The organism is Streptomyces sp. NPDC034099 (assembly GCF_055575415.1).
The window spans coordinates 390,907-403,028 of record NZ_JBVISR010000007.1 but is presented as its reverse complement, the minus strand read 5'-3'; the positions used below and the strand labels follow the sequence as shown (position 1 = coordinate 403,028).

At 73.2% G+C, this 12,122-nt stretch carries 10 protein-coding genes; 9 read left to right on the top strand and 1 reads right to left on the bottom strand.

The genetic code is table 11. The features are described 5' to 3' along the window. Window positions 1-187: 187 nt before the first annotated feature. From ACZ56V_RS22445 to ACZ56V_RS22415, 7 genes are all read left to right on the top strand, one after another. Window positions 188-580, top strand: coding sequence for a cell division protein SepF (locus tag ACZ56V_RS22445; RefSeq protein ID WP_398913800.1), 393 nt, complete (start codon window positions 188-190; stop codon window positions 578-580). A 119-nt stretch (window positions 581-699) separates the two neighbouring features. Then, window positions 700-1,917 (top strand): AAA family ATPase, encoded by a 1,218-nt coding sequence (locus tag ACZ56V_RS22440; protein WP_467384571.1) that lies wholly within the window; start codon window positions 700-702, stop codon window positions 1,915-1,917. Continuing rightward, the gene (locus ACZ56V_RS22435) at window positions 1,914-2,258 is read left to right on the top strand and encodes a nucleotide pyrophosphohydrolase (RefSeq protein WP_467384570.1); all 345 of its coding nucleotides are present in this window, start codon (window positions 1,914-1,916) and stop codon (window positions 2,256-2,258) included. Before ACZ56V_RS22440 ends, ACZ56V_RS22435 begins: the two co-directional genes overlap by 4 nt. A 184-nt stretch (window positions 2,259-2,442) precedes the next feature. Then, window positions 2,443-2,913: a DUF6099 family protein gene (locus ACZ56V_RS22430; RefSeq protein ID WP_398913794.1), complete on the top strand. Its 471-nt coding sequence runs from the start codon at window positions 2,443-2,445 to the stop codon at window positions 2,911-2,913. Window positions 2,914-2,985: 72 nt separating this feature from the next. Then, a complete protein-coding gene (locus tag ACZ56V_RS22425) occupies window positions 2,986-3,909 on the top strand; it encodes an LLM class F420-dependent oxidoreductase (RefSeq protein WP_104631243.1) in 924 nt (307 codons plus the stop codon). A gap of 168 nt (window positions 3,910-4,077) precedes the next feature. Further along, window positions 4,078-5,571, top strand: a complete 1,494-nt coding sequence (locus tag ACZ56V_RS22420; RefSeq protein WP_468944610.1) for a 3' terminal RNA ribose 2'-O-methyltransferase Hen1 — start codon at window positions 4,078-4,080, stop codon at window positions 5,569-5,571. After that, window positions 5,568-8,126 carry a polynucleotide kinase-phosphatase gene (locus tag ACZ56V_RS22415; protein WP_467384564.1) on the top strand — a complete coding sequence of 853 codons (2,559 nt, stop codon included), beginning with the start codon at window positions 5,568-5,570 and terminating at the stop codon, window positions 8,124-8,126. Before ACZ56V_RS22420 ends, ACZ56V_RS22415 begins: the two co-directional genes overlap by 4 nt. Before the next feature lie 3 nt (window positions 8,127-8,129). On the opposite strand, the gene ACZ56V_RS22410 is transcribed toward ACZ56V_RS22415, so the two are convergent. Continuing rightward, a complete protein-coding gene (locus tag ACZ56V_RS22410) occupies window positions 8,130-9,455 on the bottom strand; it encodes a cation:proton antiporter (protein ID WP_467384562.1) in 1,326 nt (441 codons plus the stop codon). Between the two features lie 290 nt (window positions 9,456-9,745). On the opposite strand from ACZ56V_RS22410, the gene ACZ56V_RS22405 reads away from it, so the two are divergent. Beyond that, window positions 9,746-10,969: an arginine deiminase gene (locus ACZ56V_RS22405; protein WP_398913784.1), complete on the top strand. Its 1,224-nt coding sequence runs from the start codon at window positions 9,746-9,748 to the stop codon at window positions 10,967-10,969. 68 nt (window positions 10,970-11,037) lie between these two features. Continuing rightward, window positions 11,038-12,045 (top strand): ornithine carbamoyltransferase, encoded by a 1,008-nt coding sequence (gene argF / locus ACZ56V_RS22400; protein WP_398913782.1) that lies wholly within the window; start codon window positions 11,038-11,040, stop codon window positions 12,043-12,045. Window positions 12,046-12,122 lie beyond the last annotated feature (77 nt).

Sequence of the window (12,122 nt, the reverse complement as noted above, 5' to 3'; positions counted from 1 at the left end):
CGTACGTCCGTCGGCGCGACAGCGGCGTCCGCGGGGGCGCGACGGCCGTCGCTGAGTACCCGGCCCGGCGCCGGACAACCACCGGACACGGAGTGTCGCCAACCGTGTCGCTGTTGGGCCGAACGGGTGACTTGGCGTAAGAATTGGCTGGTGCAGGCAATGAAGGCGAGTGAAATCGGGGGAGCCGGTGAACAGCCACGACGTCACCGATGAACAGTGGGAAGGGCTCGCCCAGGTCGTGCCGCTGCGGGGGCGCGACGCCTGGCCGTCGGCGGTCGGTCACCGGGCGATGCCGGAGGCGGAGACGGAGCGCCGCCGCCGCTTCGTCGTCCTCAGGGTCAATGTGTTCGCGGACGCCCGCGAGGTCGCCGAGACCCTGATGGCGGGGATCCCGGTGCTCCTCGACCTCACCAGCGCCGAGGGCGAGGTCGCCAAGCGGGTCCTGGACTTCAGCACCGGCGTCGTCTTCGGCCTGGCCAGCGGGATGCACCGGGTGGACCGCAACGTCTTCCTGCTGACCCCGGCGGGCACCGAGGTGAACGGGCTGATGGAGAGCGCGGTGGGGGTCCCGGGCGAGTGACGGTCCCGCCGGTACCGGAGGGTGACGGTCCCGCCGGTCGTGACCGGCCGGTCCCCCGATCGTAGGAAAGCCGTCCGGGCAAAACGGTTCACCGTGCGGCGCGGTCCTACGGTCCGCATATGGCAGCGTCACCTGCGTCCTCCGCGTCACCTGCGGCGTCCGGTTCACCCGTGTCGCCCGCGTCCGCCCCGCCGCTCCCCGGCCGCCCCCGCATCACCCAGCTGCGGCTGTCCGCCTTCGCCGGGCACCGGCGCGCCGTGCTGCGGCTCGGGCCGCTCACCGTGCTCGCCGGGCCCAGCGGCAGCGGCAAGACCAGTGCGCTCAGGGCGTACGACGCCCTGGCCCGGCTCGGCGGCGGCGCGGAACTCGGCGCGGTGTTCCCGGACCCGGCCGCCTGCGTGCCCGAACGGGCCAGGCCCGACGCCCAGCACCGCCGGGGCTTCCGCATCGGCTGCACGGCCGACGGGGCCGAGGGTCCGGTGCACCTGGACGTCGCCGTGCAGGCCGAGCCCGAGCTGCGCATCGTGGGGGAGCGGCTGACGGCGGCCGGCGTCGTGCTCCTGGAGACGGCGCTGCGCGACCCCGGCCGCCGCGCCGTGCAGGCGGCCTGGCACACGGCCGGGTCGGCGCCCGTGACCCGCGCCCCGCTGCCGGACGACCGGCTCGGCACCCCGCTGCTGCCGCTCAGGGTGGCCGGCAAGACGGACGGGCAGCGCAGGGTGCTCGCGGCGGCCGAGCAGATGGTGGTCGCCCTGCGCTCCGTCTTCGCCTGCGATCCGCGGCCGGGCCGGATGCGGGAGCCCGTGCCCACCGGCTCCGGACGCCTCCTCGGCGGCTGCGACAACCTCGCCGACGTGCTGTGGCGCACCCGCGCCGAGTGCGGCCGCCGGCACGCGCAGTTCGTCGCCGCGGTACGCACCGGATGCGCGGGCCCCGTCGAGGACGTCCTGGCCGAACCGGTCCTCGGCGGTGTGGTCCGCGCGCTCCTCGACCGGGGCGACGGCGTCCGTACCGGCCTCGCCCGCCTGGGCTACGGCGAGCTGCGCTACCTCGCCCTCGCCCTCGTGCTGTTCACCGGGCCCGGGGTACTGGAGGTCGACCCGGCCGGCGAGGTGCCCGCCGCGCTGCAGACGCTCACCGTCCTCGCCGACGGCTTCGACCGCGGCCTGGACGCGCGCCAGCGTGCCGAACTGCTCCGGCTGGCGGCGCGGATGTGCGACCGGGGGCACATCCGCTTCGTCGGAGCGGTCGCCGACGTGTCGTGGGTGGCGGGGGCGGCCGGGGAGGCGGGGGCCGACGGGGCGGGCGGCGTTACGGTGGTACACCTGAACCCGTGACCGATCATCCCCGTGACCTCGCGGCACTGCGGCGCAGGCTGGCCGAGTTCGCCGCCGCGCGCGACTGGCAGCCGTACCACACCCCCAAGAACCTGGCCGCCGCGCTGAGCGTGGAGGCCTCCGAACTCCTTGAGATCTTCCAGTGGTTGACACCCGAGCAGTCGGCCCGCGTCATGGCCGACCCGGACACCGCCCACCGGGTGCGGGACGAGGTCGCCGACGTGCTGGCGTACCTCCTCCAGTTCTGCGAGGTGCTCGGCGTCGATCCGCTGGCCGCGCTGGAGGCGAAGATCGAGCGCAACGAGTCCCGGTTCCCCGTGGCGGACGCGCCCGAAGACTGAACCCGGGGGAGCCAACCGCTCCGTTATCACTCTCCGCAGTCAGAATCCGGCCAGAAATCAATATCGTGTCCGAAGATTTCCGCCTTCCTCTGGCTTTTCGCCCCACACGCCTTCACTCTGGGTAGTGGACAGCGGAGTTCGGGCGGACGCGTCGCGAGCGCGTCGGAACAGACGGGGGCAGCGCATGGACGCTGTGCGGCTCATCGTGACGAGTGGGCGTGCCCTGGCCGCCGGTGGCGAGGTGCCGGACGTCCTGACGGAGGTGTGGCAGGTGCAGGCCCTGGCCCAGGCGATCGGCAGCCGGCTGGCGGTCCACGGCCCGCCCGAACTGCGCGGCGAGGCCATCGGCTTGACCGAGCTGGCGGGCCGCGGCTGCGGGGTGCTGGGCACTCCCGAGCTGGCCCCGGGTGAGCTGCGCGCCGCCCAGCTCACCGAACTGGGCGACGCCCGGCAGGCCCTGATGCGCCTGGGCACCCTGCTCGGCGAGACCGGCATCGCGCTCGTGGGCGTCGCCTGCGCCGCGGACGACGAGGCGACGTACTGGCAGTGCATGGAGGCCATCGACGCGGCCGACGAGTCGCGGGACCGGGTCCTGGAAATGCTGCGCAAACTGGCGGACCGCGACGCGCACTTACCCGAGCGGGAGGCAGGCTAGGACGCCCGCGCGCCGCGCGCCGCGACCCGAGCCTGTGCCGGACACCCGCGCCGAGCAGGCAGGATGGGAGACATGGATCTCCGTATCTTCACCGAGCCCCAGCAGGGGGCCACCTACGACACCTTGCTCACCGTGGCCAAGGCCACCGAGGACCTCGGCTTCGACGCCTTCTTCCGCAGCGACCACTACCTCCGCATGGGCGCCGTGGACGGCCTCCCCGGCCCCACCGACGCCTGGATCACCCTGGCCGGCCTCGCCCGGGAGACGAAGCGCATCCGGCTCGGCACCCTCATGACCGCGGGCACCTTCCGGCTGCCCGGCGTCCTCGCCATCCAGGTCGCCCAGGTCGACCAGATGTCGGGCGGCCGTATCGAGCTGGGCCTGGGCGCCGGCTGGTTCGAGGAGGAGCACAAGGCGTACGGCATCCCCTTCCCGAAGGAGAAGATCGGCCGCCTGGAGGAGCAGCTGGCGATCGTCACCGGCCTGTGGGCCACCGAGACGGGCAAGACCTTCGACTTCCACGGCAGGTTCTACGACCTCACCGACTCGCCCGCGCTGCCCAAGCCCGCGCAGGCCAAGGTGCCCGTGCTCATCGGCGGCCACGGAGCCACCCGCACCCCGCGGCTGGCCGGCCAGTACGCCGACGAGTTCAACATGCCGTTCGCCTCGATCGAGGACACCGAGCGCCAGTTCGGCCGGGTGCGGGCCGCCGCCGAGGCGGCCGGCCGCGGCGCGGACGCCCTCACCTACTCCAACGCCCTCGTCGCCTGCGTCGGCAAGGACGACGCCGAGGTCGCCCGGCGCGCCGCCGTCATCGGCCGCCAGGTCGACGAGCTGAAGGCCAACGGCCTCGCGGGCTCCCCGGCCGAGGTCGTCGAGAAGATCGGCCGCTACGCCGAGGCCGGCGCCCAGCGGATCTACCTCCAGATCCTCGACCTCGACGACCTGGACCACCTGGAGCTGATCTCCTCCCAGGTCCAGTCGCAACTGGCCTGACACCGCCCGCCCGTCGAGCAGCCGAATAACCGAAGGCGCCGGTCACCCGCCCTGTGCGATCGTGTGACCGTCGTCCTGCCGGAGCCCTCGGGGTACCGCCCCCGGGGGCTCCCGCACGTACGGCGCCAGCAGTCGTCCCCCGCACCGCCGACCCGGCCGGAGAGGCCCATGTTCCTGACCGTCACCACCACCGGTACCCCCGAGCACCCCGCGACCGACCTCGGTTTCCTGCTGCACAAGCATCCGGACAAGGCGCAGGCGTTCTCCACCTCCTTCGGCACGGCCCACGTGTTCTACCCGGAGGCGGAGGAACAGCGCTGCACGGCGGCGCTGCTGCTGGAGGTCGACGCGGTGGCGCTGGTCCGGCGCGGCAAGGGCAAGGGCCGCGGCGGCGCCCCCGGCGCGGCACTCGCGCAGTACGTCAACGACCGTCCGTACGCGGCCTCGTCCCTCCTCGCCGTCGCGCTGAGCACCGTCTTCTCCAGCGCGCTGCGCGGCGTGTGCAAGTCCCGCCCCGAGCGCGCCGCCCGGCCGCTGCCGCTGCGCGTCGAGATCCCGGCGCTGCCCGCCCGCGGCGGCCCCGACCTGGTACGGCGCCTGTTCGAGCCGCTCGGCTGGGCGGTCGCCGCCGAGGCCGTGCCGCTGGACACCCGGTTCCCCGAGTGGGGCGACTCGCGCTACGTCCGGCTCGTGCTGGAGTCGCAGACCCTCACCCTCTCGAACGCCCTGCGCCACCTGTACGTCCTGCTCCCGGTGCTCGACGACGCCAAGCACTACTGGGTCTCCCCGGACGAGGTCGACAAGCTGATGCGGTCCGGCGAGGGCTGGCTGCCCCGCCACCCGGAGCAGAAGCTGATCACCAGCCGCTATCTGTCCCGCCGCTGGTCCCTGACCCGCGAGGCGATGGACCGGCTGGAGCTGATCCGGCTGGCCGAGACCGACGACAGCGAGGTCGAGGAGATCGACAACGCCGTCGAGGCGGACGCCGAGCAGGAGCCCAGGCCGACCCCGCTCGCCGTGCACCGCCGCGAGGCGATCCTCACCGCCCTGCGCGAGAACGCCGCCGCCCGCGTCCTCGACCTCGGCTGCGGCGAGGGGCACCTGGTGCGCGAGCTGCTCAAGGAGCCGCGCTTCACCGAGATCGTCGGCGTGGACGTGTCGGTGCGCGCGCTCACCATCGCCTCCCGGCGGCTCAAGCTGGACCGCATGGGCGAGCGGCAGGCCGCGCGCGTCCGGCTCTTCCAGGGCTCCCTCGCCTACACCGACAAGCGGCTGGGGGGTTACGACGCCGCCGTGCTCAGCGAGGTGATCGAGCACCTCGACCTGCCGAGGCTGCCCGCCCTGGAATACGCCGTCTTCGGCTCGGCACGCCCCCGCACCGTCGTCGTCACCACGCCCAACGTCGAGTACAACGTGCGCTGGGAGAGCCTGCCCGCCGGTCACGTCCGCCACCGCGACCACCGTTTCGAGTGGACCCGCGAGGAGTTCCGCGCCTGGGCCGGGACGGTCGCCGAACGGCACGGCTACGGCGTGGAGTTCCGTCCCGTCGGCCCCGACGACCCCGAGGTGGGCCCGCCCACCCAGCTGGCCCTGTTCACCCTCAGGACCACCAACGAGACCCCGACCCCGACCGCGACCGAGAAGGAGGCGAAGGCCGCATGAGCACCGCGGACACCACCGGCACCACCGTGCGGGCCCGCGCCCTGCCCGTCACCGACCTCTCCCTCGTCGTGCTGATCGGCGCCACCGGCTCCGGCAAGTCCACCTTCGCCCGGCGCCACTTCAAGCCGACCGAGGTCATCTCCTCCGACTTCTGCCGGGGCCTGGTCGCCGACGACGAGAACGACCAGAGCGCCAGCCGCGACGCCTTCGACGTCCTGCACTACATCGCGGGCAAGCGGCTCGCCGCCGGCCGCCGCACCGTCGTCGACGCGACCAACGTGCAGCAGGACGCCCGGCGTCAGCTGATCGACCTGGCCAGGAAGCACGACGTGCTGCCCATCGCCATCGTCCTCGACGTGCCCGAGCAGGTCTGCGCCGAGCGCAACGCCACCCGCACCGACCGCGCCGACATGCCCCGCCGGGTCATCCAGCGCCACACCCGCGAACTCCGCCGCTCCCTGCGCCACCTGGAGCGCGAGGGCTTCCGCAAGGTGCACGTCCTGCGCGGCGCGGCGGAGGCCGAGCACGCCACCGTCGTCACCGAGAAGCGCTTCAACGACCTCACCCACCTCACCGGGCCCTTCGACATCGTCGGCGACGTCCACGGCTGCGCCGCCGAGCTGGAGGCCCTGCTCGCCAAGCTCGGCTACACCGACGGCGTCCACCCCGAGGGCCGCACCGCCGTCTTCGTCGGCGACCTCGTCGACCGCGGCCCGGACAGCCCCGGCGTGCTGCGCCGCGTGATGTCCATGGTCAGGTCGGGCAACGCGCTGTGCGTGCCGGGCAACCACGAGAACAAGTACGGCCGCTTCCTGAAGGGCCGCAACGTCCAGCACACCCACGGGCTCGCCGAGACCGTCGCGCAGATGGAGGGCGAGAGCGAGGAGTTCCGCGCCGAGGTACGGGAGTTCATCGACGGTCTGGTCAGCCACTACGTCCTCGACGGCGGCCGGCTCGTGGTCTGCCACGCCGGTCTGCCCGAGAAGTACCACGGCCGCACCTCCGGCCGGGTCCGCAGCCACGCCCTGTACGGCGACACCACCGGCGAGACCGACGAGTTCGGCCTGCCCGTGCGCTACCCGTGGGCCGAGGACTACCGGGGCCGCGCGGCGGTGGTCTACGGCCACACCCCCGTCCCGGAGGCCACCTGGCTGAACAACACCATCTGCCTGGACACCGGCGCCGTCTTCGGCGGCAGGCTCACCGCGCTGCGCTGGCCGGAGCGCGAGCTGGTCGACGTACCCGCCGAGCGGGTCTGGTACGAGCCGGCCAAGCCGCTGCGGACCGAGGCGCCCGGCGGACGCGACGGCCGCCCGCTGGACCTGGCCGACGTCCAGGGCCGCCGGACGGTGGAGACCCGGCACGCCGGGCGGATCACCGTGCGCGAGGAGAACGGGGCGGCGGCCCTGGAGGTCATGAGCCGCTTCGCCACCGACCCCCGCCTGCTGCCGTACCTCCCGCCGACCATGGCACCGACCGCCACCTCCGGGGTGGACGGCTACCTGGAGCACCCGAAGGAGGCCTTCGCGCAGTACGCGGCCGACGGCGTCGCACGGGTGGTGTGCGAGGAGAAGCACATGGGCTCGCGGGCGGTGGTCCTGGTCTGCCGCGACGCGGACGCGGCCCGCGCCCGTTTCGGGGTCGACGGGCCGACCGGGTCCCTCTACACCCGTACCGGCCGCCCCTTCCTCGACGACGCCGCCGTCACCGAGGAGATCCTCGACCGGCTGCGCACGGCGATCGGCGAGGCCGGGCTGTGGGACGAGCTGTCCACCGACTGGCTGCTCCTCGACACCGAGCTGATGCCCTGGTCGCTCAAGGCCTCCGGCCTGCTGCGCTCCCAGTACGCCGCGGTGGGCGCCGCCTCCGGCGCGGTGTTCCCGGGCGCGCTGGCCGCCCTTGAGGGGGCCGCGGCGCGCGGCGTCGAGGTGCGGGACCTCCTCGGCCGCCAGCGCGACCGGTCCGCCGACGCGGCCGCCTTCACCGACGCCTACCGCCGGTACTGCTGGCCCACCGACGGCCTGGACGGCGTCCGCCTGGCCCCGTTCCAGATCCTCGCCGTGCAGGGCCGCAGCCTGGCCGGGCTGCCGCACGACGAGCAGCTCGCCCTCGTCGACCGGCTCGTCGAGCACGACGGCAGCGGCCTGCTGCAGACCACCCGCCGCCTGTACGTCGACACCGGCGACCCCGAGTCGGTGGCGGCCGGCACCGACTGGTGGCTGGAGATGACCGGCCGCGGCGGCGAGGGCATGGTGGTCAAGCCCGTCGGCGCCCTGGTCCGCGACGGCAAGGGCCGTCTGGTGCAGCCCGGCATCAAGTGCCGCGGCCGCGAGTACCTGAGGATCATCTACGGCCCCGAGTACACCCGCCCCGACCAGCTCGCCCGGCTCAGGCACCGGTTCCTGAACCACAAGCGGTCCCTGGCGATCCGCGAGTACGCCCTCGGCCTGGAGGCCCTGGACCGCCTCGCCGACGGCGAGCCGCTGTGGCGGGTGCACGAGGCGGTGTTCGGGGTGCTGGCCCTGGAGTCGGAGCCGGTGGACCCGCGGCTGTGACCCTCACTCGCCTCGCCCCGGTCCCTCGGCACCGCCCTCGGCCGCCGCGTACGGCTGCACCGCGGTGGCGCCGGGGGCCGGTGCCGCGGGGCGGTCGCGTGCCGCCAGGTGCCGGGTCAGCACGAGGAGCGGCTGGGTCAGCAGGGTCGTGGTGAGCGCCATGAACACCAGGACCGTGTAGAGCGGCGCGCTGACCAGCCCCGCCTCCAGGCCGGCGTTGAGGGCGATCAGCTCGGTCAGGCCCCGGGCGCTGAGCAGCACCCCGACGGTGCGGGCGTCGTGCCGGTCGAGACCGCCGAGCCGGGCCGCCACCAGCCCGCTGCCGACCTTCGTGGTGACCGCGAGCACCGTCACCACCAGCAGCACCGTCCAGCCGGTGCCGGTCATGCTGTTCAGGGCCACGGACTGCCCCGAGAGCACGAAGAAGAACGGCAGCAGCAGGGAGCTGATCTCGTGCAGCGGGCGCAGCAGATCCGGATCGAGGGTGCCGCCCTCCTCCCGCGGAGTCACCAGACCGGCGAGCAGCGCCCCGAAGATCACGTGCAGCCCCAGCCAGTGCGTCACCCAGGCCGACCCGAGGGCGAAGCCGATCAGCAGCGCCAGCCGCAGCGAGGGCTCCAGGCGCGTCCGCCACAGCAGTCTGCGCAGCACCGGCCGGGCCGCGAGCGCCATCACGGTGACGAAGCCGACGGCGAGCGCCGCCCGCCACGGCCAGGCCGGCGCCGCCTCGCCCGCCCCGCTGTCGAGCATCGCGCCCGCCAGCACCGTCCAGCACACCGCGTCGAGGACCCCGGCCGCCGAGACCGCCACCACCCCGGGCACGGTGCGGGTGAGGCCGTTCTCCCGCACGATCGCGGTCAGCACGGGCACCGCCGTTATCGACAGGGCGATGCCCGCGAACACCACCGCGGCGGTCGACAGGTCCCGCCCGCCGCCGAGGTCGCGCAGCGTGTCCCGGAACAGCAGGGCGGTGCCGCACCCCACGGCCATCGGCACCACGAACGAGGCCAGGGCCACGGTCACCGAGACCCGCGCCCGGTCACCGAGGATCTTCAGGTCCAGCTCGTATCCCACCGCGAACAGGAACACCACCAGGGAGAACTGCGAGAACCCGGTCAGCGCCGGGCCGATGGCCGCCGGGAAGAGGCCGTCGTACGCCTGTGGGGCGAGGGTGCCGAGGAGGGAGGGGCCCAGGGCGATGCCCGCCGCCAGCTGGCCCACGATGTAGGGCTGCCCGAGCCGCCGGGCCAGCCCGCCACCCGCATGCGCGGCGACCAGGATCAGAGCCGATGCGCCCACCAGGTGGGCGATCAACGCGTCAGGACTCAAAGTGTCTCCGCACGCTCCGGTGTCCGATGCCGGCCTCGTCGGGAGCCGGCCGGCACTGCCAACCTCCACAGTCTGGGCGCGGCCCGGCGTCGCATCGCAGGTCGTACACCGGCCCCCGCCCGGAGCACGGGAAGCACGGAAGGCGGCCGTCCCCATACGGTGCACCGGCGTTCGCGCGACGGGCTTCGCTGCGCCCGAGGGGCGCGTCCCGCCCCGCGCGTAAAGGACCGGAGCGCACGGGTCCGCGGAAGCGGGGGGTGAACAGGCGCCCGAGTGGTCAGGATGGAGGCATGGGATTCCAAGTCGACTCCGAAGCCGGGCGGCTCACCCGCGTCATCCTGCACCGGCCGGATCTCGAGCTCAAAAGGCTCACCCCCAGCAACAAGGACGCCCTTCTCTTCGACGACGTGCTGTGGGTGCGCCGGGCGCGCGCCGAGCACGACGGGTTCGCCGACGTGCTCCGCGACCGCGGGGTGGCGGTGCACCTCTTCGGCGACCTGCTCACCGAGACCCTGGACGTCCCGGCCGCCCGGCGGCTCGTCCTGGACCGGGTCTTCGACGAGAAGGAGTACGGAGTACTGGCCACGGACCACCTCCGGGCCGCCTTCGAGACCCTGCCCGCCCACGAGCTGGCCGAGTGGCTGGTCGGCGGCATGACCAAGCGGGAGTTCCTGGACGCGCACCCGGAGCCGACGTCCGTGCGCTTCCACGCCATGGAGCTGGACGACTTCCTGCTCGGCCCGCTGCCCAACCACCTCTTCACCCGGGACACCTCGGCCTGGATCTACGACGGCGTCTCCATCAACGCGATGCGCTGGCCCGCCCGGCAGCGGGAGACGGTCCACTTCGAGGCGATCTACCGGCACCACCCGCTGTTCCGCGACGAGACCTTCCACCTCTGGTCCGAGGGGCAGGCCGACTACCCCTCCACCATCGAGGGCGGCGACGTCCTGGTCATCGGCAACGGCGCCGTGCTCATCGGCATGAGCGAGCGCACCACGCCCCAGGCCGTCGAGATGCTCGCCCACAAGCTGTTCGCCGCCGGGTCCGCCCGGACCATCGTGGCCCTCGACATGCCCAAGCGGCGCGCCTTCATGCACCTGGACACGGTGATGACGATGGTCGACGGCGACACCTTCACCCAGTACGCCGGGCTCGGCATGCTCCGCTCCTACACCATCGAGCCGGGCGCCGGGGAGAAGGACCTGAAGGTCACCGACCACCCGCCGGAGCACATGCACCGCGCGATGGCCGCCGCCCTCGGCCTCGGCGAGATCCGGGTCCTCACCGCGACCCAGGACGTGCACGCGGCCGAGCGCGAGCAGTGGGACGACGGCTGCAACGTCCTGGCCGTCGAACCCGGCGTCGTCGTCGCCTACGAACGCAACTCCACCACCAACACCCACCTGCGCAAGCAGGGCATCGAGGTGATCGAGATCCCGGGCAGCGAACTGGGCCGGGGCAGGGGCGGGCCGCGCTGCATGAGCTGCCCGGTCGAACGCCTCGCCGTATAAGAATTCGGGATGTCGTATATAGTTCCAGAAGTTCCCCGTTCTTCGTCCCGTACCTCTGGAGCGCCCTCATGGCGACAGTCCCGACCGCCCTCGCCGGCCGCCACTTCCTCAAGGAGCTCGATTTCACCGAGGAGGAGTTCCGCGGCCTGGTCGAGCTGGCCGCCGAGCTGAAGGCCGCCAAGCGGGCCGGGACCGAGACGCGGTACCTCACCGGCCGGAACATCGCGCTGGTCTTCGAGAAGACCTCGACCCGCACCCGCTGCGCGTTCGAGGTCGCCGCCGCCGACCAGGGCGCCTCGACCACGTACCTCGACCCGGCCGGTTCCCAGATCGGCCACAAGGAGTCCGTGAAGGACACCGCGCGGGTACTGGGCCGGATGTTCGACGGCATCGAGTACCGCGGTGACAGCCAGGCCAAGGTCGAGGAGCTGGCGGCCTTCGCCGGGGTCCCTGTCTACAACGGCCTCACCGATGACTGGCACCCCACCCAGATGCTCGCCGACGTGCTCACCATGACCGAGCACAGCGACCGCCCCCTGCGGGAGATCAGCTTCGCCTACCTCGGCGACGCCCGCTTCAACATGGGCAACTCCTACCTGGTCACCGGCGCCCTGCTCGGCATGGACGTGCGCATCGTCGCCCCGAAGGCCTACTGGCCCGCCCAGGAGGTCGTCGACCGGGCGCACCGGCTCGCCGGGGCCGGCGGGGCACGCATCACCCTCACCGAGGACGTGGCCGAGGGGGTGCGCGGCGCCGACTTCGTCGTCACCGACGTCTGGGTCTCCATGGGCGAGCCCAAGGAGGTCTGGGCCGAGCGGATCAAGGCCCTCGCGCCCTACGCCGTGACCATGGACGTCCTGCGTGCCACCGGCAACCCCGACGTCAAGTTCCTGCACTGCCTGCCCGCCTTCCACGACCTGGGCACCAAGGTCGGCCAGGAGATCTTCGAGGCCCACGGGCTCGACTCCCTGGAGGTCACGGACGAGGTCTTCGAGTCGGAGCACTCGGTCGTCTTCGACGAGGCGGAGAACCGCCTGCACACCATCAAGGCCGTCCTCGTGGCCACCCTGGCCTGACCAGGACCGTTATTCTGACCGGCGGCCCCGGAGCCACCCCTTCCGGCGCCGCCCGCGCGACCACCGTCGCGCCCCGC

Coding starts and splice junctions, on each gene's coding strand:
- ACZ56V_RS22420 (WP_468944610.1), top strand. CDS start 4,078: ATGTTCCTGACCGTCACCACCACCGGTACCCCCGAGCACCCCGCGACC.
- ACZ56V_RS22425 (WP_104631243.1), top strand. CDS start 2,986: ATGGATCTCCGTATCTTCACCGAGCCCCAGCAGGGGGCCACCTACGAC.
- ACZ56V_RS22440 (WP_467384571.1), top strand. CDS start 700: ATGGCAGCGTCACCTGCGTCCTCCGCGTCACCTGCGGCGTCCGGTTCA.
- ACZ56V_RS22405 (WP_398913784.1), top strand. CDS start 9,746: ATGGGATTCCAAGTCGACTCCGAAGCCGGGCGGCTCACCCGCGTCATC.
- ACZ56V_RS22415 (WP_467384564.1), top strand. CDS start 5,568: ATGAGCACCGCGGACACCACCGGCACCACCGTGCGGGCCCGCGCCCTG.
- argF (WP_398913782.1), top strand. CDS start 11,038: ATGGCGACAGTCCCGACCGCCCTCGCCGGCCGCCACTTCCTCAAGGAG.
- ACZ56V_RS22430 (WP_398913794.1), top strand. CDS start 2,443: ATGGACGCTGTGCGGCTCATCGTGACGAGTGGGCGTGCCCTGGCCGCC.